The organism is Serratia sp. CY83965, assembly GCF_052166375.1.
Taxonomy (GTDB): Bacteria; Pseudomonadota; Gammaproteobacteria; order Enterobacterales; family Enterobacteriaceae; genus Serratia; species Serratia marcescens.
The window spans coordinates 1,091,827-1,113,684 of sequence record NZ_JBJNOV010000001.1 but is presented as its reverse complement, the minus strand read 5'-3'; the positions used below and the strand labels follow the sequence as shown (position 1 = coordinate 1,113,684).

Sequence of the window (21,858 nt, the reverse complement as noted above, 5' to 3'; positions counted from 1 at the left end):
TTTTTTTGCGTCATTTGCCGGCAAACCGGTCGGTGGCGATCATCAGCTGGTGCAAAATGCCCGGCTCATCATACGAATGCCCCGCCCCTTCCACGATATGCAGCTCCGCCTCCGGCCAGGCCTTGGCCAGGTCCCAGGCGTTCTGCACCTGGCAGGCCATGTCATAGCGGCCGTGGACGATCACCGCCGGAATATGGCGGATCAGCGGCACGTTGCGCAGCAGTTGGTCGTCGCTTTCCAGGAAGCCCAGATGGGTGAAGTAGTGGTTTTCAATGCGGGCGAACGCCAGCGCGAAATCATCCTCGCCGAACGAAGCGGATTCGCGGCTCGGCAGCAGCGTGACCGTCTCCCCTTCCCACACGCTCCACAGTTTGGCCGCTTCAAGCTGCACCTGCGGATCGGCCGAGGTCAGCCGCTGCCGGTAGGCGGCGATCACGTCTTTACGCTCGTCATCCGAGAGGATGGACAGCACGCGCTCCCATTTTTCCGGGAAGAAGCGCGAAGCGCCGTCCTGGTAATACCAATGCAGCTCCTGCTTGCGCAGGGTGAAGATGCCGCGCAGCACCATTTCACTGACGCGCTCCGGGTGGGTCTGCGCATAGGCGAGCGCCAGCGTCGATCCCCAGGAACCGCCGAACACCAGCCACTGCTCGACGCCGGCCATTTCGCGCAGCCGCTCGATATCGGCCACCAAATGCCAGGTGGTGTTGTTGTCCAGGCTGGCATGCGGACGGGAGCGGCCGCAACCGCGCTGATCGAACAGCAGCACCTTGTAGCGTTCGGGATCGAACAGCTGACGATGATGCGGGGAGATGCCGCCGCCCGGCCCGCCGTGAATGAATACCGCCGGTTTACCGTTCGGGTTACCGCTCAGCTCCCAGTAGATCCGGTGGCCATCCCCAGTATCCAGCCAACCGCTGTCGTATGCCGCTAACGGCGGGTACAAACCTCGTAATTGTTCCATGGCGCTTTCCGTCTCTCTGTGAGTCATGCTTTCATCAAAGCGGAAGCCGCCCGGCAGGTCAACGGTAAAACCCGAAAACTCGAACGCGCGCCGAGAACTCGGCGCGCGTTTGCTCAAAATCACAACGACCTGCCTGTAAAATGCCCACAGGCCCGATCAGTTAAGGTACGCGATCGCGCTGATCTCCACCAACTGCTCGGGCGAAGCCAGCCCGGTGACGCCGATCAGCGAACCGGCGGGCCGGTGATCGCCGACATAGCGCTTGAACAACGCAATGCACGGTTCAACGTGCGCCTGTACGTCGGTCAGGTAGATCTCCACATACGCCAGGTTCGAACGTTCGGCGCCGAATCCCGCCAATACCCGATCCAGGTTGTCCAACGTCTGTTGGGTTTGCCGTTCGATATCGCCCGCGCCGATAAACTCACCCTGCATATCATGGGAAAACTGCCCCGAAATGTAGAGGGTGTCTTTGACGCGAACGCCTTGGGACACGCCATTCTCCTCTTCCCAAATGACCCCGTGATGGTAGTGCGTGATGCCGTTTCTCATGCTGCTTCTCCAACCGTTTATCGTTTCCATGACGACTATAATCGTTTGATTGGCGAATGAATGTCGTCACTGAAACGACATTGACTATGCATTTAATCCATTGAATATGTTAAATTAATTATCTTATCACCGGCTCTCGGGGGGCGGCATGCTGCGGGCGAATCTCAATGACATTCAGGTTTTCATGGCCGTCGTCGACGCCGGCAGTTTTGTCGCCGGCGGACAGACGATGGGGCTATCGCGCTCGGCGGCGGGCAAGGCCATCGCGCGTCTGGAGCAGCGGCTGAGCGTGCGGCTGTTGCATCGCACCACGCGTTCGCTTGGCCTGACCGACGAGGGGCGAGAGTTTTATCGGCGCGGTCTGCAGATCCTCGCTTCGGTCGACGACGCCGAGGCCAGCGTGGCCGGCGACAAAGGCACCGCGCGCGGGGTGCTACGGTTGACCGCTCCCGCCGCCTTCGGCAGACGGATCCTGTTGCCGCTGGTGCCGAAATTTCTCGTCGCCTGGCCTGAGGTGCAGGTGGAGATCAGTTTTTCCGATCGCCTGGCGGATATCGTGGAAGAAGGATTTGATTTGGCGGTGCGGATTGGCGTCACGGCGCCGGATACCCGGCTGGTGTCCAGAACCCTCGCCAGGTATCGCGCCCTGCTGTGCGCCTCCCCCGCCTACCTCGCCGCCCGTGGCGAACCGCAAACCGTCGAGTCGCTCGCCGGGCACGAGGCTCTGCTGTTCAGCAGCCGCAACCAAAAACAGCCCTGGCGGCTGCGCGACGAGCGCGGCGAATGGGTCAAGGCCCCGCTTCGCGGCCGCCTGCGGCTGGACAGTGGGGAAGCGTTACGCGACGCCGCTCTATCCGGGTTGGGCATCGCGTATCTGCCGGAGTTTATGATTGCGGAAGATTTGGCCGCCGGCCGTCTGCGGCAGGTGTTGCGCGCCGTGGCGGGTGAAGAAGTCAGGATTGTGGCGCTCTATCCGAATAAGCGCCTGCTGGAACCCCGCGTCAGGCGCTTTCTCGATCTGTTGGTGGATACGCTCGGCGGCTGAGACCTTACCCGCCTTTACGCATATGCGGCTCGCGCATCTCCTGTGCGGCTTTCGCCTCGATGCTCAGTTCCGCCGTCGGGCGCAGCAGCAGGCGCGCCAGCCCGATGGGTTCGCCGGTTTCCCGGCAGTAGCCGTATTCGCCGTTCTGCAAGCGCGCCAGCGCCGCATCGATTTTCGGCAACAGGCGGCTTTCGCGATCCAGCTGGCGGAACAGCAAGCGCAAATCCTCTTCGCGCGCCGCCTTGTCGGCCTCATCGCCCGTCGCTTCGCCGCCGTCGATCTCTTTTTTCAGCTCATCGATGTGCAGCAGCAGCTTTTGCCGCTCATCCTGCAGCAACTGACGGAAAAACGCCCGTTGAACCGAGTTCATATAATCAGAATCCGGCATGGCCAGCAGTTGCTGCGCATCCGGTAATGCCATCACAGTCATTGCGTTCTCCGAACATTGAAAGTGTAATATTATAACATAATAATTATTTTTATCACCCGGTCATCCTAAAACAAAATCTCATGTGTAAACAGCCGGTTAAATGCAATTCGCACTTTGTCGCTTGCATCCTGCCGGCTTTAGGCGGTTAATGGCTGAGCAAGCCACCCAATCATAGGTAACGAGAGGCCATCATGAGTAAGGGAATGGATAGCAAAAAAAATGCGAAGAAGAAGCCGTTGAAAACCCCAGCTGAGAAACGTGCGGAGAAACGCGCCAAAAAAGCGCATCCGTCTGGTGAGTAAGCGTCCTTCCATCCGTCATTAAACCCGCCAAGGCGGGTTTTTTATTGCCTCACAGGAGAGATGGCCAATGCCCTGCTTTACCCTCGCCGCCGCCCAATACCCCGCCGCTGCGGCCGATATCGCCTGCAACCTTGAACGTCACCTTGAATTTGTCGCGCAGGCAGCCAAACAGCAGGCGCAGCTGTTGGTGTTTCCCGAACTGTCGCTAAGCGGCTATGAGTTGGCCAATGCTGCCGAACTGGCGCTGACGCTGGGCGATCCCCGCCTGCAACCGCTCAGTGCAGCGGCGCAATCGCGGCAGATGACGATCATCGTCGGCGCGCCTTTACACAGTGGCCAGGCGCTGCATATCGCCGCCTTGATCTTTCACCCCAACGGCACGGTGGCCGTCTATACCAAACAGCATCTGCACGGCGCGGAACAGCAATTCTTCTCGCCCGGTGAGGGCGGCACGCTGCTGGAAATACAGCAGCAACGCATCGCGCTGGCCATCTGCGCCGATACTTCGGAGCCCGGCCACGCGAGCGCCGCCGCACGGGCGGGCGCGCAGATTTATGCTGCCGGCGTGCTGGTATCTGAAGCCGGTTACGCGAAAGACAGCGCCGCGCTGGCAGACTACGCCCGGCGTTATGGCATGGTCACGCTGATGGCCAACCATGCGGCGCCGACCGGCGGCTGGATCCCGGCGGGCCGCAGCGCCATCTGGGATGAAACGGGAGCGCTTTTGGTTGCCGCGCCGGATGACGCTCCTGGGCTGATCATCGCCGGCAAGACTTCCGACGGTTGGCACGGCCGCCTGTGCCGATTAAGCTGAAGCCTGACGGCAACGCGGAGGAAAGCATGACGTTACGCGTAATAGATACCGAAACCTGCGGGCTGGACGGCGGCGTGGTGGAAGTGGCCTCCCTCGATCTGCTCGACGGCCAGTTAACCAATCCGATGAGCGATCTGATCAGCCCGGACCGCCCCATCAGCCTCGACGCGATGGCGATTCATCACATCACCGAACAGATGGTGGAAGGTAAACCGCGTATCGCGGTGGCGATCGGCCGCTATCAGGGCAGCCCCTACTATGTGGCGCACAACGCCGCCTTTGATCGCGGGGTGTTGCCGGAGATGAACGGCGCCTGGATCTGCACCCTCAAGCTAGCGCGCACGCTGTATCCGGACATCAAGTACGGCAACCAGTATCTGCGCTACGCGCTGAACCTGGACGTACAGCTGCCGGCAGACGCCACGCTGTACCCGCACCGCGCGCTGTACGACTGCTACGTCACCGCCGCGCTGCTGCAACGCATCATCAAGGATTCGGGCTGGACGCCGGAGCAAATGGTGCAGATCACCGAACAGCCGGTGCTGCTGAAGAAATTCAAATTCGGCAAGTATCGCGGACAGGAAATCGAACGCATCGCCCAGGAAGATCCCGGCTATCTGCGCTGGATGCTGAAATCCATCGACGATCTGAGCCCGGACATGAAGCACACGCTGAAATACTATCTGATTGGCTAGCACAGCGGGCGGCGCAGGCCGCCCGCTGTTCGCCGTTACTCCGCCAGCGCCAGAATGAAGGCGTACTCCAGAGCAATATCCTCATAGGCCTTGAAGCGGCCGGATTTTCCGCCGTGGCCGGCATCCATGTCGGTATACAACAGCAGCTGCCGGTCGTCGGTTTTCAGCTCGCGCAGCTTGGCCACCCACTTGGCCGGCTCCCAATACTGCACCTGCGAATCGTGCAGACCGGTGGTCACCAGCAGATGCGGGTATGCCTGCGCTTTCACCTGATCGTACGGGCTGTACTGTTTGATGTAGTCGTAATAGGCCTGCTCGTTCGGGTTGCCCCACTCGTCGTATTCGCCGGTGGTCAGCGGGATGGACTCATCCAGCATGGTGGTCACCACGTCGACGAACGGCACCTGCGCCACCACGCCGTGGAACAGCTGCGGCGCCTGGTTGATCACCGCGCCCATCAGCAGACCGCCGGCGCTGCCGCCCATGGCGAACACCCGCTTGCCGTCGCCGTACCCCTGGGCGATCAGCGTTTCGGTCACGTCGATAAAATCGTTGAAGGTGTTCTGCTTGTTGAACAGTTTGCCGTCTTCATACCACAACTGCCCCAGCTCGCCGCCGCCGCGAATGTGCGCCAGCGCGAACACGACACCGCGATCCAGCAGGCTCAGGCGGCTGGCGCTGAACGCCGGATCCATGCTGCTGCCGTAAGAACCGTAGCCGTACACCATCAGCGGGTTGGCGCCGCGCTGGAAGCTGCCCTGGCGATACACCAGCGAAACCGGCACCTCGACGCCATCGCGCGCCTTCACCCACACCCGCTCGCTGCGGTAGTTTTCCGGCGTGAAATTCTTCACTTCCTGCTGTTTGAGCATCGTCCGCTCGCCGCTGTCCATGTTCAGCTCGTACAGCGTGGTCGGGGTGGTCATCGACGAATAGCCGTAGCGCAGCAGCGCGGTTTCCGGATCCGGGTTATACGCCAGCCAGGTGGTGTAGGTCGGATCGTCGAAGGCGATGCGCTTCTCTTCGCCCGTCTGCCAGTGGATCTGGCGCAGCAGCGTCAGGCCGGCATTGCGCTCTTCCACCACCAACCAATCGCGGAACAGGCTGAAGCCCTCCAGCATGACGTCGGCGCGCGGGGCGATCAGCGTCTGCCACTGCGCTTCGTCCGCCTGCTCGCTCTGGTATAGGCCAAAGTTCTTGCCGTCCTTGTTGGAGCGGATATAGAAATGCTGGTGATAGTGATCGATGGCGTACTCGTGATCCTTGCGGCGCGGCACGAACAGCTGCGGCTTGGCGTCCGCACTATCGGCGTCCAACAGCAGGATCTCCGAGGTGGTGGTGCTGCTCAGGTGGATCAGGATAAAGCGCTCGGAGGTGGTCTTCTCCAGCCCGACGTAGAAGGTATCGTCCAGCTCTTCGTAAATCAGCTCGTCCTGCTGCGGATCGCTGCCCACCACGTGGCGATAAACCTGATACGGCAACAGCGTCTTGGCGTGCTTGCGCACGTAGTACACCGTCGAGGAGTCGTTGGCCCACTCGAAGCTGCCGGAGGTGTTTTCCAGCACTTCGTCGGCCCAGCTGCCGTCGGCCAGGTTCTTGAAACGAATGTCATACTGGCGGCGCGACAGGAAATCCTCCGCCACTCCCAGCAGCTGGTTGTCGGGGCTGACGTCCAGCCCGCCCAGGGTATAAAACTCGTGGTTCTCGGCGCGCTGGTTGCCGTCGATAAGCACCTCCCAGTACTCACTCTCGGCCTGCGGCTGGCGCACGGAAATCGCGTATTCGTTGCCCGGCTCGTAGCGCGTCTGATAGCGATAGCCATGGCGCACGTAAGGCACCGAATGTTCCTGCTGCGGAATGCGCGCCACCATCTCTTCGTACAGGGTTTCGCGCAGCGCCTGCTGCGGCTTCAGCATCGCATCGGTGTAGGCGTTCTCCGCCTGCAGGTAGTCCAGCACCTGGCGGTCCGCGCGCTCATCGTCGCGCAGCCAGTAGTAGTCATCCACGCGCGTATCGCCGTGGATGGTGATGGGATAAGGGCGTTTTTCCGCTTTCGGTGGGGTCATCATTGCTAAATCATCCGCTTACATAGATTGCGGCAAGAGTGACACGATTCCCCCCGGCTTGCCAAGCGGCGCTACGCCAGCTCGCGCTTTTTCTCGTTGACGTCGCTCTCGATGCCCTGCTTGACGTCCGCCGGGATCTTCAGCGCCTGCGCCAGCGCATCGAGGTAGCCACGCTCCATAAAGTGATCGACGTCGATCACCAGACAACTCAGATAGTAAACCTCCAGCGCCTCGTCTTCGTTTTGCACGCTGCGGGCGATCAATGCCGGGTTGAGCGGCTGATCGAGCGCTTCCTGCACCCAGCCCTGCGCCTCTTCCCCCACCTGCAGCTGCGACAGACTGTGATCGATGGCGCGCTGCTCGTCGGCATCGATATGGCCGTCGCTCTTGGCGGCGAACACCAGCGCCTGCACCAAACGCTTGGCGCGCAGATCCACCGGCGTGGTTTGCAAACCGAACTGCGGTTCGTCCTGATGGGTCTCTTTCACCCGCTGCTTATACTTGTTCCACAGTACCGCGCCCACCGCCGCGCTGCCGCCGATAATCAGCGCATTCTTGCCGAATTTGCCCACCAGCTTGCGCGAAGATTTGTTGGCCAACAGCACGCCGACCAGGCCGCCCAGCGCCGTGGGCGCCAGCAGTTTGCCGATGCCTTCCGCCCCGCCCATCGCACCGGCCTTCTGCCCGATCAACGTTTGAATCTGCTGCATCCAGTTACTTTTCATCATCTACCCCTTGCGTGAGAAAACGCGGCGCGCAGGTGCGGCCGAACCGACGGTAAACCGCCAGATTAGGGGATCTTTTGTCAATTTACGTCTGGGGGATGCAAACCTGTGTTTAGCGGGCCGGGCGGCCCGCCTGGATGCCTGCGGCGTTACGCGTCTTCGTCGCCCGCTTCGTCGTCCTGCTCGTACTCCGCAAGCTCGTCGCGCATCGCCTGGATGGCGTCGCGGGTCATCAGCGCCAGCGTGCGGTAGAAACCGGTGGTGGCGTGCGCTTCCACTTTACCGAGGAAGCGGCCGCACCACGGCAGCAGAAGCTCGTCGAACAGCGCGATCTGCGCCTGCGCTTCATCTTCCTGCGACTGATCTTCCAGCCAGGAGGCCGCCAGCAGCAGTTGGCCGAAATGGTCGGCCGGCGCCTCCGCTAGCGGCATGCCGCGCTGCTGCAGGAAGGCGCGCACTTCCGCTTCGCTGGCGCCTTCGACGTAGTCGGAGCGGAACGGCGACACGCTGCACTCGCTGCCGACGAACATCGCGTTGAAGTCGGTCGCCAGCTGGTTGACGTCACAGCCCTGTTGCAGGCGCTTCAGCAGCTCATCCTGCTCCAGCGGCCAGTGCTGCTGCAGCTTGCCCTCTTTGATCAGCGCGAACAGCGGCACCAGCAGCGGATCCTGCGGCTGGCGGTAGAACAGCGTACCCAGCACGCGGCAGACAATCGAAAACTCATTCATGATAAGGCCTTATACAATACGGAAAATTTTGCCGGGACGATGTCACAAATCGGCCAATTCCGCAATCGCCGGCTTGCCGCGCCGCTCGAGAAAATCCAGCAACCGGCGCGGGCTGACGTTAAGAATGCGCTCTTGTGGGAAGCCCACCTCTTCGATGATGCGCTCGCAGTGCTCGAAATTACCCAGTGAAAAAGCGACGTGCGAATCCGAACCCAGCGCCAGCCAGCCGCCGGCGTCGCGCACCGCGGCGGCGATCGCCCGGCAGTTGGCCTCGCTGCCCTTGCGGGAGTGGGTGAACGACGAGTTATTCAGCTCCAGCGCCACTTCGTATTTGGCGGCGGCCGCCGCGACGGCGGGAATGTCGATCGGGTAACGCGGGTTGCCGGGGTGGCTGATGATATGCACGTCCCCCTGCGCCATCGCGGCGATCATCGCTTCAGTATTGGACGCTTTATCCTGCGGCGCAAACACCGGCTCGTGGAAACCGGCGATGATCACGTCGGTGGCGGTCAGCATCGGGCCCGTGCAGTCGATGTCGCCCTGCAGGTTTTTGATGTTGGCTTCGATGCCGCGCAAGATGCCCACGCCGTTCACCCGGCGCGGCCACACGTGCATGTTCATAAAGTGCCAGTAGTGCGGCGCATCGGCCATGTCCGGGCCGTGATCGGTGATGGCGAACAGCTTGATGCCCTTCTGCTGGGCTTCGGCGATGTAATCGTGCAGCGTGCTGTAAGCGTGGGTGCTGGCGACGGTGTGCATGTGCAAATCAACGGGGTACATTGTTTCTCCTTCCAGAGGGCCCGCCCGCAAAGGTACGGGCAGGCGCGATGACGATAACAGCTTATCAGTTACCGAACGGCGGCTGAAGGATCAGTATCCCCGTTGCCTGTCGACCACGCCGGCCGGGGCATGCCCCGCCTCCAGCGCGCGAATGTTGGCGGCGATCTGATCCATCGCCTGCTGCGGCAACGTGATGGCAGCAATATGCGGGGTAATGGTGACACGCGGATGACGCCAGAACGGATGATCCTGCGGCAGCGGCTCGCGGGCGAACACGTCCAGCGTGGCGGCGGCCAGCTGCCCCTGTTCGAGCGCCGCCAGCAGATCGGCTTCCACCAGGTGCGCGCCGCGCGCGATGTTGATGAGATAGGCGCCCGTGCTCAACTGCGCGAACAGCTCACGGTTGAGAATGCCGATGGTCTCCGGCGTATTGGGCAGCAGGTTGATCAGCAGTTTGACGCCGTCGAGAAAGGCCGCGCGCTGCGCCTCCCCGGCGAAGCTTTGCACGCCGTCGATCTGTTTGGCGCTGCGGCTCCAGCAGCGCACGCGAAAGCCAAACTCGGTCAGCTTGCGCGCCACGCTCTGCCCCAGCACGCCGGCGCCGAGGATGCCGATAGTGAAATCATCCAGCGAGTGAGGATCGAGCGGCTGCCATTCCTGCTGCTGCTGGAGCGCCTGATACTCGTCGAAACGGCGGAAATAACGCAGCGCATAGCTCAGCGCATATTCCTGCATCTGCTGCGCCATGCCGGTATCCTCCAGCCGCAGCAACGGCACGCCGGCGGGCAGCGTGCCAGGGTGTTTGCGTTCCTGATCAAGAATGGCGTCGACGCCGGCGCCGAGGGCGAACACCGCTTTCAGATCGCGGCGGTTGGCCAGCATCTCGTGCGGCGGGCGCCACACCAGCGCGTAATCGGCCGGCCGCTCGTCGCCGCGCTGCCACTCGCGGATCTCGGCCTGCGGCAGGCGTTGCTTGATGCCGGCCAGCCATTCCTGGGCGTTAAACAAGGGGTGGTAATAAATGATGTTCATGCTGCGGGCTCCCGTTTGTTTTTATTGGTTTTCCTCCAGCCTTCCGCGATTCGCCGCCGGATGCAAGCGTTAAAGCCCAAAATAAAAACAGCCCCGACCAGTGGGGGCTGTTGCGCATGCTCGTCAATCAGGCGGCAGACGGGCCGTCGCGCCGGATAAGGCGCCGCAGCAGCGGAATGAGAATCAGCATCGCCACGCCGACGCCCGTCGCACCCCAGCCCAGCGCGCTGAAGATTTCGCTGTAGCCGGGGTTGGTTTGCAACGGCGTGCTGCCGCTGTTTTCCGGCATCAGGCCGGAGACGTACCCCGCCAGCACCGAGGCGACGCCGGTCACCATCATCCAGCAGCCCATCATCACGCCCTGATAGCGCGGCGGCGCCAGCTTGCCGATCATCGCGTAACCGATCGGCGAGATCATCAATTCACCGACGCTTTGCAGCACATAGCTGATGACGATCCATTTAAACGCCACCAGCCCGTCGCCGCCCGCCATGCTGATGCCCAGCGGCAACACCAGCATGCCGAGCCCGATGCAAAACAGCGATCCGGAGAACTGCAGCGGAATGTCGATGTTGCAGCCACGAGCGCGCAGGCGGTTGAACCACCAGGCCAGCAGCGGGCCGCCCACCACGATCACCAGCGTGTTGATGTTCTGGATCCACTGCGGCGCCACCTGAATGCCGTAAACGTTCAGATTGATGTTGTGCTCGGAGAACAGCATCAGCCCCATCGGCGCCAGCTGGTACAGCGCCCAAAACACCAGCGAGCCCAGCGCCAGGATCAGATAGGCCGCCATTCTGCGGCGCTCATCGCGCGGATGGTGGCGCAGCGTCACCACGCACAGCATCAGGAAGATCAGGGCACCGAGTACGATCACAAAGTGCCCGCTGAACTCGGCGTGGGTCAGCATCACGCGGATGATCGGCACCAGCGCGACCAGCACCGCCAGCCCGACCAGCATGCGCCAACGGTATTGGCTGCGGCTGGCGTCGTGCAGCGGCGTATTGAGATCCGCCAGAATCCGCCAGCGGCAGACGGCGACGATGATCGCCGCCGCATTGCCCAGCGTGGCGAACAGGAACAGCGCGCGATAGTTTTCCGTCAGTTGGAAATACCCGGCGACGGTAAAGCCAACGAAGAACCCGAGGTTCATGCCGGCGTAGTTCCACAGGAATGCCGATTCACGCCGGTCATCGTCCGGCTTGAAACGCTGGGTCAGCATCATGTTAATGCAGGTGACGTTAAGGCCGCTGCCGGTCAGGAACATCGCCAGCCCCCAGTACAGCCCCCACACGCCCGCGACGGCAATCAGCGCGCAGCCGAACACCTGCAGCACCATACCGAGCACGAACAGGTTGCGGTTACTGAGGAAACGGCCGCCGAGGTAGCCGCCGAACATGTGCAGACCATAGTTGAAGGCGCCGAACACGCCCATCATGGCGTTGGCGCTGCTTTCGTTGAAGCCCAATCGCTTGGTGGCGTACAGCACCAGCGTGGAGTAAAGCACGGCGAAGCCCAGCGTGGCGAAGATTTGGATGAAGAACAGCGCCCCTGCACCGGGGGGAATGGCATGGCGCGCTTGCGGCGCCGGCATGGCATCTGAAGGAGTCAAAACCAACCTCTACTGCATTATTATGTAATGAGTCTGTCCCTGTCTGCGGTATCGCCGGCCTGTCTCCCGGCAATCTGCGCGGCGTCGTGATGTTCCTTGCCAAAAACGCCGCGCCGACACAATTCCATTTAGCGACACATTTGACTAATAATCCAGTATTAATGCATATAACAGCAAATAGACCGATCTCATTGGCGACATATTGAGCTATTTGAACAGAAAAAGGTCAAACAATCGTCTGTCATGAATTCTGGCCGCTGCCTACCCTGCCCGCTGGCGACCGCGAGTGGGAATATCGTTCGGTAAATCAGCAAATTGCTGCAAGTTTGGCTAAACGGTCATGAGAATGAAATAAGAGGGTTGACGCTGAGATCAGATTCTCCTACATTAGCGCCCGTCGACAGCGCAAAGCGTTTTCGACAACAAAACGGTGAGGTGTCTGAGTGGCTGAAGGAGCACGCCTGGAAAGTGTGTATACGCGAAAGTGTATCGAGGGTTCGAACCCCTCTCTCACCGCCAAATTCAAAGAGAAAGCCTGGATTCGCGTCCAGGCTTTTTTTTTGCATGGCGCACCGCCGAGAGGGGTGAGAAGCCTCGACAGGGTTCGACAAAACGCCTGCGTTTTGGACCGCCAACGGCGGCCCGTAGGGTGAGCGCAACGAATCAACCCCCACAGCCCGCGCCGGTAATTCCCATTTCCACCGGTTATCCGCGAACCTTACTTCTGATTTTCCCACCTTTTCATGACTTCTGCCCTGCCGTTCGCCGCAGTTTTCAGCAAAGTGAACACGGCTTGAGCGGACGAACAAAAACACAGAAATTATTCTTGACCGGATCGGCCCCACTCCCTATAGTAGCGCCCCGTTGCAGCGATGATTTCGCAACAAAAAATATGGTGAGGTGTCCGAGTGGCTGAAGGAGCACGCCTGGAAAGTGTGTATACGCGAAAGTGTATCGAGGGTTCGAATCCCTCCCTCACCGCCATATTCTAACGAGAAAGCCTGAGCGAAAGTTCAGGCTTTTTTGTATGCATCGCGCACCGACCGGGAGGGTGAGAATCCTCGACAGGGTTCGACAAAACGCTTGCGTTTTGGACCGCCAACGGCGGCCCGCAGGGTGAGCGCAGCGAATCTATCCCTCCCTCACCGCCATACAAAAAAGCCCGAACGCAAATTCAGGCTTTTTTATCCCCACTGCCCAACCGTTCAGTGGTGCGTGCATCTCACCGACGCTGGCTGCGCCAGCGCGCGGCGCCAGTCGCCCGGCGTTTGGCCGAACTGGCGTTTGAAGCTGCGGTTGAACGACTGCTGTGAGTCGAAGCCGAGCGAGATCGCCACGCTGACGATAGGCTCGCCGCTGTTGGCCAGGCGCTCCGCCGACACTTTCAGTTTTTGCATGCGGATATACTCCCCCAGCGCGTAGCCGGTCTGGCGTTTGAACATGCGCTGCAGATGCCATTTGGAATAGCCCGCGCGGTCCGCCACGGTGTTGATATCCAGTTTCTCTTCCAGATTGTTGTCGATCCACGCCTTCAAATCGGTAATAAAGCCCGTAGTGTTCATGCAGATGCTCCCATCATTCGGCAGGGTCACCCTCTGCCCGATGCACATACGTTGCAACAGTTTCGCTTTAAATGCAATTTTTATTATTGCATTTATCGGAAAGCCGCCACTATACTCCACCCAATTAATGTAACCGATATTGATACATTAATGTGACACCAATATGTTTCAAAACCTAACGTTGCGCCATGACAAAGCGCGGCGCCCCTTCCGCCGAACGCCGGCATGAAGGGAAAAGCCCGGAAAACAGGGCTGGGTATGGGGCCAGACAGCGCTTACTTATCGGAATAAAAATAATGCCAAATCAACCAAACTCATCGTTCAACGCCGGCGGCCGCACGCGCGCCGTCGCTCTGGGCCAGCGGCTCTCCGGGGTGGCGCTGTTGGCCGCCCTGCTCGCCGGGTGTGACAACAGCGTCGCGCACAATGCCCCGCCGCCGCCGCCGGTGGTCAGCGCCGCCAGCGTGGTGGTCAAGCCGATCAGCCAGTGGGATGCGTTCAATGGCCGGGTCGAGGCGGTGCAGAGCGTGCAACTGCGCCCACGGGTCTCTGGTTACATCGAGCGGGTCAACTACACCGAAGGCGACGAGGTGAAGAAAGGCCAGGTGCTGTTCACCATCGACGATCGCACCTACCGCGCCGCGCGTGAACAGGCGCAGGCAGAGCTGGTGCGGGCGCGCAATCAGGCCGCTCTGGCGCGCAGCGAATCCTCGCGCACCGAGAAACTGATCGGCACTCAGGCCATCTCGCAAGAGGTGTGGGAACAGCGCCGTTCGTCCGCCGCGCAGGCGCAAAGCAACGTGCTGGCGGCGCAGGCCCAGCTCGATATGGCGCAGCTTAATCTCGACTTTACCCGCGTCACCGCCCCGATCGACGGGCGCGCCAGCCGCGCGATGATCACCGCCGGCAACCTGGTCACCGCCGGCGACAGCGCCAGCGTGCTGACGACGCTGGTGTCGCTCGACAAGGTCTACGTCTATTTCGACGTGGATGAAGCCACCTTCCTGCGTTATCAGCAGCAAGGCCGGCACGATGCCCGCCTGCCGGTGAAAGTCGGCCTGGTGGGCGAAGACGGCACTCCGCATCAAGGGCTGGTGGACTTCACTGATAACCAACTGAACGCCGGGACCGGCACCATCCGCATGCGCGCCCTGCTCGACAACCGCGATCGCCGCTTCACGCCGGGGCTGTTCGCTCGGGTACAGATGCCCGGCAGCGCCGAGTTCAACGCCATGCTGATCGACGACAAAGCGGTGATGACCGATCAGAACCGCAAGTTCGTTTACATCGTCGATAAAGACGGCAAGGCGCAGCGCCGCGACATCGACGTGGGCCGGATGGCCGAAGGATTGCGCATTGTGCAAAAAGGCTTGGCAAACGGCGATCGGGTGATCGTCGACGGCATGCAGAAAGTGTTTATGCCGGGCATGCCGGTCGACGCGAAAAGCGTCGCCATGACCACCACCGCCTCCGCACTTAACTAAGCTCCCAGCAGAGAACTCTGACCCATGGACTTTTCCCGTTTTTTCATCGACCGGCCGATCTTTGCCGCGGTGCTGTCGATACTGATTTTTGTCGCCGGGGTGATCGCCATCCCGCTGCTGCCGATCAGCGAGTACCCGGACGTGGTGCCGCCCAGCGTGCAGGTGCGCGCAGAATACCCGGGCGCCAACCCGAAAGAGATCGCTGAAACGGTGGCCACGCCGCTAGAAGAAGCGATCAACGGCGTCGAAAACATGATGTACATGAAATCGGTCGCCGGTTCCGACGGCGTGCTGGTGACCACCGTCACCTTCCGCCCCGGCACCGATCCCGATCAGGCGCAGGTGCAGGTGCAAAACCGCGTGGCGCAGGCCGAAGCGCGCCTGCCGGAAGACGTGCGCCGCCAGGGCATCACTACCCAGAAACAGTCTCCGGCGCTGACGCTGGTGGTGCATCTGGTGTCGCCTTCCGGCAAGTACGACTCGCTGTACCTGCGCAACTACGCCACCCTGAAGGTCAAGGATGAACTGGCTCGCCTGCCGGGCGTCGGCCAGGTGCAGATCTTCGGCGCCGGTGAATACGCGATGCGCATCTGGCTCGATCCGAACAAGGTCGCCGCGCGCGGGCTGACCGCCTCCGACGTGGTGAGCGCCATGCAAGAGCAAAACGTGCAGGTCTCCGCCGGCCAGCTCGGCGCGGAGCCGATGCCGACGCGCAGCGACTATCTGCTGTCGATCAACGCCCAGGGCCGCCTGCAAACTGAAGAAGAGTTCGGCAATATCATCCTCAAGAGCGGCGATAACGGCGAGATCGTGCGGCTGCGCGACGTGGCGCGCATCGAGATGGGTTCCGGCAGCTACGCGCTGCGCGCCCAGCTCAATAACAAGGATGCGGTCGGCATCGGCATCTTCCAGTCGCCGGGCGCCAACGCCATCGAGCTGTCGGACGCGGTGCGCGGCAAGATGGCCGAGCTGGCGACCCGCTTCCCGGATGGCATGAGCTGGAAATCTCCGTACGATCCGACGGTTTTCGTGCGCGATTCGATCCGCGCGGTGGTGGATACCCTGCTGGAAGCGGTGATCCTGGTGGTGCTGGTGGTCATTCTGTTCCTGCAGACCTGGCGCGCCTCGATCATTCCGCTGTTGGCGGTGCCGATCTCCGTGGTCGGCACCTTCGCCGCGCTGTATCTGCTCGGCTTCTCGCTCAACACCCTCAGCCTGTTCGGGCTGGTGCTGGCGATCGGCATCGTGGTGGATGACGCCATCGTGGTGGTGGAGAACGTTGAGCGCAACATCGAAGAGGGGTTGTCGCCGCTGGCGGCGGCGCACCAGGCGATGCGCGAGGTCTCCGGCCCGATCATCGCCATCGCCGTGGTGCTGTGCGCGGTGTTTGTGCCGATGGCGTTCCTCTCGGGCGTTACCGGCCAGTTCTACAAACAGTTCGCCGTCACCATCGCCATCTCGACGGTGATCTCCGCCATCAACTCGCTGACCCTATCGCCGGCGTTGGCGGCGCGCTTGCTGAAGCCGCACGGCGCGCCGAAAGATCTGCCGTCGCGCCTGATCGACCGGCTGTTCGGCTGGTTGTTCCGGCCGTTCAACCGCTTCTTCGCCAGCGGTTCGCAGCGTTATCAGCACGGGGTATCCCGCGTGCTGGGCCGACGCGGCGCAGTGTTCGTCGTCTACCTGCTGCTGCTGGCCGCCGCCGGGGTGATGTTCAAGACCGTGCCCGGCGGCTTTATCCCGACGCAGGACAAGCTGTACCTGATCGGCGGCGTGAAAATGCCGGAAGGCGCCTCGCTGGAACGCACCGATGCGGTGATCCGCAAGATGAGCGCCATCGGCCTGAGCGTGGACGGCGTCACCGATGCGGTAGCCTTCCCCGGCCTGAACGCGCTGCAGTTCACCAATACGCCGAATACCGGCACGGTGTTCTTCGCACTGGAGTCGCTGAGCACCCGTACCCGCACCGCGGCGCAGATCAACGCCGAGATCAACGCGCGCATTTCGCAGATTCAGGAAGGCTTCGCCTTCTCCATCATGCCGCCGCCGATCCTCGGCATCGGCCAGGGTTCCGGCTATTCGCTGTATGTACAGGATCGCGGCGGGCTGGGTTACGGCGCGCTGCAGACGGCAATCAACACGATGTCCGGCGCCATTATGCAAACACCGGGCATGGGGTTCCCGATCTCCTCCTATCAGGCTAACGTGCCGCAGCTGGACGCCAAAATCGATCGCGACAAGGCCAAGGCGCAGGGGGTTCCGCTCAATGCGCTGTTCAGCACGCTGCAGACCTACCTCGGTTCGTCTTACATCAACGACTTCAACCGCTATGGCCGCACCTGGAAGGTGATGGCGCAGGCCGACGGCCAGTTCCGCGACAGCGTGGAAGACATCGCCAACCTGCGTACCCGCAACGACAAGGGCGAAATGGTGCCGATCGGCAGCATGGTCAACATCGGCACCACTTACGGCCCGGATCCGGTGATCCGTTATAACGGCTTCCCGGCGGCGGATCTGATCGGCGACGCCGATCCGCGCGTGCTCTCCTCTACCCAGGCGATGGGTGCGCTGACGCAGATGGCCGATAAGCTGTTGCCGAACGGCATGAACATCCAGTGGACCGATCTGAGCTATCAGCAATCGACCCAGGGCAACGCCGCGCTGGTGGTCTTCCCGGTGGCAGTGCTGCTGGCGTTCCTCGCGCTGGCGGCGCTGTATGAAAGCTGGACGCTGCCGCTGGCGGTGATCCTGATCGTGCCGATGACCATGCTGTCGGCGCTGTTCGGCGTGTGGCTGACCGGCGGCGACAACAACGTGTTCGTGCAGGTCGGGCTGGTCGTTCTGATGGGGCTGGCCTGCAAGAACGCCATTCTGATCGTCGAGTTCGCCCGCGAGCTGGAAATGCAGGGCAAAGGCATCGTCGAGGCGGCGCTCGAGGCCTGTCGCCTGCGGTTGCGGCCGATCGTGATGACCTCCATCGCCTTCATCGCCGGCACCATCCCGCTGATCCTCGGCCACGGCGCCGGCGCCGAGGTGCGTGGCGTCACCGGCATCACGGTGTTCTCCGGCATGCTGGGGGTCACCCTGTTCGGGCTGTTCCTGACGCCGGTGTTCTACGTCACCCTGCGGCGCCTGGTGGCGCGCAAAGCGCAGCCGCAGACGGCGTAATCATCGTCTTAACATGCAAAAAGGTCGGGCATTGCCCGACCTTTTTTTATGCATGCGAACCGCGATTATTTATCGGCGGTTTCAGCCTCTTGCTCGGCGGCGTACTCCGCGCAGGCGCGTTTGTCGCCCCGCTCCAGCTCGGCCAACGAGTCGGCCACGGTGTGGCGCGCCAGCACCGCGAGCGAAGCCTGCTCGGCCTCGTTCACCACCGATTTGAAATACCAGCAGGCGTTGGCGCTCACCAGGCAGCGGGCCGGCACTTCAGGGCGGGAAGCCCAGATGCGCTTGTCGTCGATCACCGCCAGATAGATGTCCCGCAGGGTGATCTCTTCCGCCGGGCGGCCGAGGTGGATAGAGCCGTTTCGGCCCAGGGTGGAAACGATGATGCCGTCTTTGGTCAGCGGCACCATCAGTTTGCGGATAAAGCTGGGGTTGGCTTCCAGAGCGGCGGCGAGGGTGGCGCTCGTCGAACGCATGCCCTGCTTCTCAGCTACGGCGACGCTAAGGACCATTTGCAACGCTGTCGGAAAGCGAAAATCTAACATGTCGTTATCTCTGCGAGACGAAATACTCGGGTTTGGCCGGTGTGGCGATTGGCGCCGAACACACCGCTTAATCGCACAATAATATAACAAACGCGGGGGCTTTTTTGAAGTTTCGCCCAGCGATATCGCACGCAGACATTAGAACGATCGCAAATTTTTAGGCAGGCAGAAAACAGAAACCCGCGTCAATGTTAACGCCGCTCGCTTAACCGGGTTAAACGATCAGAACTAACACTGCCCGCGGGTTTAATTCGAATGTGGCGATCAGGCTCTGTTCAACACCAGCTGGCCGTTTTTATCCAACGGGATTTGCGTGCCCGGATCGTGATCCATGCGGATCTTGCCCTGCTGATTGCCGATCTTGTAGGTCACGTCATAGCCCAGCATTTTCTGAGACTTGTCGTAGACCGTTTTGCAACGCTGCTGAACGCTGGTGCTGACGTCGTTGTTCTGCATCGCCCCTTGCACCTGGTTGCCGGCATAACCGCCGCCCAGTGCACCTACCACCGTCGCCACGTCGCGCCCGCGACCGCCGCCGAACTGGTGGCCGATCACGCCGCCCGCCACTGCGCCCAGCACAGAACCGGCGATGCGGTTTTCATCCTGCACCGGTGCGCGGTGCGTCACGGTGACGTTGCGGCATTCCTGACGCGGCGTTTTGATGGTTTCTTTAATCGGCGTTGCGGCGAGCACCTGCGCATATTGCGGACCGGCAGAAAAGACGTCCAGACTGGCTACCGCGGCAATCCCCAGAGCGGCAGCGACACCAATTCCAACACCGGCTAACATTGACTTGTTCACAGGAAACCTCCTGAAAGTGTTACCACGCATTTTTTCCGGGGTCTGTTACCGGCTGCACCGCGCTTATTATTTTGCGCATGGGCGGCTTGCGGTATCCCGGTTTACGGCGTGCGCGACGCGCCGTCTGTAAACGAGGTAAAGTCTGCACAATGATCTGGAGGCCCGCAATAAGACAAGGGGACCAAAAATGCGGGAAAACGGCCGTTTTCCCGTTGTTTAGGAGGAATCTTAAGAATTTTACCCATGCCAACGACGGCTTGTGCAGAAGAATCAAACAACCGCCGCCGATCGCCTCGCGCCGCCATAAAAAAACCCGCGCGGGCGAACCGGCGCGGGTTGGTCGACAAAGGCGAGATCAGTGCATCTTCAGACGCGGACGGATCACCCGGTTGATGCCGCCCACCAGCATCATCAGGCCGGTTTTGATGTAGCCATGCAGCGCCACCTGGTGCATGCGGTACAGCGAGATGTAAACGAAGCGCGCGATGCGCCCTTCCACCATCATCGAGCCGCGCATCAGGTTGCCCATCAGGCTGCCGACGGTGCTGAAGCGCGACAGCGACACCAGCGAGCCGTGGTCTTTATACACGTATGGCTTCAGCGTCTGGCCGTTCATCAGCGCCAGAATATTGGTGGCGCAGCGCGAGGCCATCTGGTGCGCCGACTGCGCGCGCGGCGGCACGAAACCGCCGCCCTCTTTCGGACAGGAGGCGCAGTCGCCGATGGCGAAGATGTTCGGATCGCGCGTGGTCTGCAGCGTCGGCTCTACCACCAGCTGGTTGATGCGGTTGGTTTCCAGGCCGCCGATGTCCTTCATAAAGTCCGGCGCCTTGATGCCGGCCGCCCACACCATCAGATCGGCGTCGATGAATTCGCCACCCTTGGTGTTCAGGCCTTTGGCGTCCGCGCTGGTCACCATGGTGTTGGTCAGCACGCGCACGCCCAGTTTGATCAGCTCCTGGTGCGCGGCGGCGGAAATGCGCGGCGGCAGCGCCGGCAGGATGCGCTCGCCGGCTTCCACCAGCGTCACGTTGAGCGCGCTGTTGTCCAGGCCTTCGAAACCGTAGCTGTGCAACTGCTTCACCGCGTTGTGCAGTTCGGCGGACAGTTCAACGCCGGTGGCGCCGCCGCCGACGATAGCGATGTTGACCCGCTCTTTTTGCCCCGGCTGCGCCGAGAACTTCAGGAACAGGTTGAGCATTTCGTTGTGGAAACGACGTGCCTGATGGGGGTTATCCAGGAAGATGCAGTGCTCTTTCACGCCCGGCGTACCGAAATCGTTCGAGGTGCTGCCCAGCGCCATCACCAGGATGTCGTACGGCAATTCGCGCGCCGGCACCAGTTCGCCGCCCTGCTCGTCGCAGATCTGCGCCAGCTGCAGCGTTTGCGTCTCGCGGTTGATGTTGGTCAACGACCCCAGTTGGAAGCTGAAATGGTGATTGCGTGCGTGCGCCAGGTAGCTGAGCGCATCCACGCCGTCATCGAGGGAACCGGTCGCCACTTCGTGCAACAGCGGTTTCCACAAATGGCTGTGGTTGCGATCCACCAGCGTGATCTCGGCTTTGTTCTTGCGGCCAAGTTTATGGCCCAGGCTGGTCGCCAGCTCCAGACCACCGGCGCCGCCGCCAACAATAACGATTTTCTTCTTTGGCGTTGTCAAAATAACCCCCTAAATGTGAACCATTTGTTATCCCAGGGTAAATAAATAATATCCTTAGAATACATAGGGTTCGCGTAAAATAAATCGGCTCTCTGCAGCCAGAATAGCATGTGAGGTTATTTGGTCATACCAAAATTGACGTACATCAAATTTTTTTGGTTAAAGGCTGGACGCGGGGATTTTTTGGGGATTGTGATTCAAATAGTTAGCGCTGAGTCACAGTTTTAAATTTTGCCGATTGCCACAGAGAATCTTGCTTTGACGCACAAAAAAGCCGCACTTTCCGCCGGTGAAAAACGGGGCGCGCGGCTCGCGGCAGCGTTATGAAACTGTTAACCCAGCGCCTTGAACGCCTTGAGCCGCTGCAGATGCGGCGAGATGTTTTTGAACTTGTGCGTCTGCTGTTCATCCCAGACGATTTCGTAGTAGTGATGCAGCAATTCGGCGCTGCGCCGGTTATCCAGCACCTCGTCGTGGCGCGACAGCACCACCAGACAGCGATCGCGGTTTTTCTCGCGGAAATCCTCCACGCACTTGGTGGCGATATCGCGATACTCTTCCGGCCGGTCTATCTTGCCGTGCATGTGCTCTTCCGGGTACAGGTTGGGATTGAACATCGCCTGGCGAATGCCGCACAGGAAACCGATGCGCTCCGCCCAGAAGCCGCCGAGGCCGACCCCGCAGATCAACGGGTGCGCGTCGCCGCCCTGCTGCACCGCCTTGTCCACCTCTTTCAACAGATGCTGCATGTCGTGACGCGGATGCTGCGTGCTGTAGCTGATAAAGCGCACGTCCGGATCGATAAACTGCAGCTGTAACACCTTTTCATGATTGCCGGGACTGGTGGAATCGAAGCCGTGCAAATAGATAATCATGTGGATCCTCGCAACAAG

Annotated in this window: 19 protein-coding genes, 2 tRNA genes and 1 other RNA gene; 8 read left to right on the top strand and 14 right to left on the bottom strand. The window is 61.0% G+C overall.

The genetic code is table 11. The features are described from left to right. Positions 1–10 precede the first annotated feature (10 nt). Both pip and ACJ8PL_RS05550 read right to left on the bottom strand, forming a co-directional pair. Positions 11–964: a prolyl aminopeptidase gene (gene pip, locus ACJ8PL_RS05555; RefSeq protein ID WP_004928848.1), complete on the bottom strand. Its 954-nt coding sequence runs from the start codon at positions 962–964 to the stop codon at positions 11–13. Between the two features lie 156 nt (positions 965–1,120). Beyond that, positions 1,121–1,516, bottom strand: coding sequence for a RidA family protein (locus ACJ8PL_RS05550; RefSeq protein ID WP_123867630.1), 396 nt, complete (start codon positions 1,514–1,516; stop codon positions 1,121–1,123). Between the two features lie 148 nt (positions 1,517–1,664). Here ACJ8PL_RS05550 and ACJ8PL_RS05545 point away from each other — a divergent pair, with 148 nt between their 5' ends. Further along, positions 1,665–2,561: a LysR family transcriptional regulator gene (locus ACJ8PL_RS05545; RefSeq protein ID WP_116403894.1), complete on the top strand. Its 897-nt coding sequence runs from the start codon at positions 1,665–1,667 to the stop codon at positions 2,559–2,561. 4 nt (positions 2,562–2,565) lie between these two features. Here the strand turns inward: ACJ8PL_RS05545 and dksA are convergent, their stop codons facing one another. Beyond that, the gene (gene dksA / locus ACJ8PL_RS05540; protein ID WP_442530893.1) at positions 2,566–2,991 is read right to left on the bottom strand and encodes an RNA polymerase-binding protein DksA; all 426 of its coding nucleotides are present in this window, start codon (positions 2,989–2,991) and stop codon (positions 2,566–2,568) included. Between the two features lie 369 nt (positions 2,992–3,360). Here dksA and ACJ8PL_RS05535 point away from each other — a divergent pair, with 369 nt between their 5' ends. Both ACJ8PL_RS05535 and exoX read left to right on the top strand, forming a co-directional pair. Continuing rightward, positions 3,361–4,107, top strand: a complete 747-nt coding sequence (locus tag ACJ8PL_RS05535) for a carbon-nitrogen hydrolase family protein (protein ID WP_197818625.1) — start codon at positions 3,361–3,363, stop codon at positions 4,105–4,107. Between the two features lie 26 nt (positions 4,108–4,133). Next, positions 4,134–4,802: an exodeoxyribonuclease X gene (exoX, locus tag ACJ8PL_RS05530; RefSeq protein ID WP_033641436.1), complete on the top strand. Its 669-nt coding sequence runs from the start codon at positions 4,134–4,136 to the stop codon at positions 4,800–4,802. Positions 4,803–4,837: 35 nt separating this feature from the next. On the opposite strand, the gene ACJ8PL_RS05525 is transcribed toward exoX, so the two are convergent. From ACJ8PL_RS05525 to ACJ8PL_RS05500, 6 genes are all read right to left on the bottom strand, one after another. Continuing rightward, positions 4,838–6,871: a S9 family peptidase gene (locus ACJ8PL_RS05525; protein ID WP_442530890.1), complete on the bottom strand. Its 2,034-nt coding sequence runs from the start codon at positions 6,869–6,871 to the stop codon at positions 4,838–4,840. A 68-nt stretch (positions 6,872–6,939) separates the two neighbouring features. Next, positions 6,940–7,593, bottom strand: coding sequence for a tellurite resistance TerB family protein (locus ACJ8PL_RS05520; RefSeq protein WP_033641437.1), 654 nt, complete (start codon positions 7,591–7,593; stop codon positions 6,940–6,942). Between the two features lie 149 nt (positions 7,594–7,742). Continuing rightward, complete coding sequence (locus tag ACJ8PL_RS05515; RefSeq protein ID WP_442530889.1) at positions 7,743–8,321, bottom strand: TorD/DmsD family molecular chaperone; 579 nt, start codon at positions 8,319–8,321, stop codon at positions 7,743–7,745. Between the two features lie 42 nt (positions 8,322–8,363). Then, on the bottom strand, positions 8,364–9,101 hold the full coding sequence (locus tag ACJ8PL_RS05510) for a phosphatase (protein ID WP_004928821.1): 738 nt from the start codon (positions 9,099–9,101) through the stop codon (positions 8,364–8,366). A 90-nt stretch (positions 9,102–9,191) separates the two neighbouring features. Then, positions 9,192–10,133, bottom strand: coding sequence for a glyoxylate/hydroxypyruvate reductase GhrA (ghrA, locus tag ACJ8PL_RS05505; protein ID WP_274985366.1), 942 nt, complete (start codon positions 10,131–10,133; stop codon positions 9,192–9,194). Between the two features lie 127 nt (positions 10,134–10,260). Then, a complete protein-coding gene (locus ACJ8PL_RS05500; protein ID WP_016928165.1) occupies positions 10,261–11,727 on the bottom strand; it encodes a peptide MFS transporter in 1,467 nt (488 codons plus the stop codon). Between the two features lie 447 nt (positions 11,728–12,174). Between ACJ8PL_RS05500 and ACJ8PL_RS05495 the strand changes: the two genes are divergently transcribed. The 3 genes from ACJ8PL_RS05495 (at position 12,175) to ACJ8PL_RS05485 (ending at position 12,896) form a co-directional block, all read left to right on the top strand. Then, a tRNA-Ser gene (locus ACJ8PL_RS05495) sits at positions 12,175–12,264 on the top strand. A gap of 375 nt (positions 12,265–12,639) precedes the next feature. Next, a tRNA-Ser gene (locus ACJ8PL_RS05490) sits at positions 12,640–12,729 on the top strand. A gap of 47 nt (positions 12,730–12,776) precedes the next feature. Next, a non-coding RNA gene (locus ACJ8PL_RS05485) (RtT sRNA) lies at positions 12,777–12,896 on the top strand. 54 nt (positions 12,897–12,950) lie between these two features. On the opposite strand, the gene ACJ8PL_RS05480 is transcribed toward ACJ8PL_RS05485, so the two are convergent. Continuing rightward, entirely contained in the window at positions 12,951–13,307 is a 357-nt protein-coding gene (locus ACJ8PL_RS05480; protein WP_033640674.1) for a helix-turn-helix domain-containing protein, read from the bottom strand. A 296-nt stretch (positions 13,308–13,603) separates the two neighbouring features. Here ACJ8PL_RS05480 and sdeA point away from each other — a divergent pair, with 296 nt between their 5' ends. After that, positions 13,604–14,791 carry a multidrug efflux RND transporter periplasmic adaptor subunit SdeA gene (sdeA, locus tag ACJ8PL_RS05475; protein ID WP_033640675.1) on the top strand — a complete coding sequence of 396 codons (1,188 nt, stop codon included), beginning with the start codon at positions 13,604–13,606 and terminating at the stop codon, positions 14,789–14,791. Between the two features lie 24 nt (positions 14,792–14,815). Further along, positions 14,816–17,959: a multidrug efflux RND transporter permease subunit SdeB gene (gene sdeB, locus ACJ8PL_RS05470; protein WP_261419702.1), complete on the top strand. Its 3,144-nt coding sequence runs from the start codon at positions 14,816–14,818 to the stop codon at positions 17,957–17,959. Between the two features lie 65 nt (positions 17,960–18,024). On the opposite strand, the gene ACJ8PL_RS05465 is transcribed toward sdeB, so the two are convergent. The 4 genes from ACJ8PL_RS05465 to ycfP all read right to left on the bottom strand — a co-directional run bounded on the left by ACJ8PL_RS05465 (position 18,025) and on the right by ycfP (position 21,840). Beyond that, positions 18,025–18,504: an RrF2 family transcriptional regulator gene (locus ACJ8PL_RS05465; protein WP_028128027.1), complete on the bottom strand. Its 480-nt coding sequence runs from the start codon at positions 18,502–18,504 to the stop codon at positions 18,025–18,027. A 264-nt stretch (positions 18,505–18,768) separates the two neighbouring features. Further along, positions 18,769–19,305 (bottom strand): glycine zipper 2TM domain-containing protein, encoded by a 537-nt coding sequence (locus ACJ8PL_RS05460; protein WP_167325016.1) that lies wholly within the window; start codon positions 19,303–19,305, stop codon positions 18,769–18,771. A gap of 355 nt (positions 19,306–19,660) precedes the next feature. Continuing rightward, positions 19,661–20,965: an NAD(P)/FAD-dependent oxidoreductase gene (locus ACJ8PL_RS05455; RefSeq protein WP_004928794.1), complete on the bottom strand. Its 1,305-nt coding sequence runs from the start codon at positions 20,963–20,965 to the stop codon at positions 19,661–19,663. A gap of 332 nt (positions 20,966–21,297) precedes the next feature. After that, a complete protein-coding gene (ycfP, locus tag ACJ8PL_RS05450) occupies positions 21,298–21,840 on the bottom strand; it encodes an alpha/beta hydrolase YcfP (RefSeq protein ID WP_016928172.1) in 543 nt (180 codons plus the stop codon). Positions 21,841–21,858: the final 18 nt, after the last annotated feature.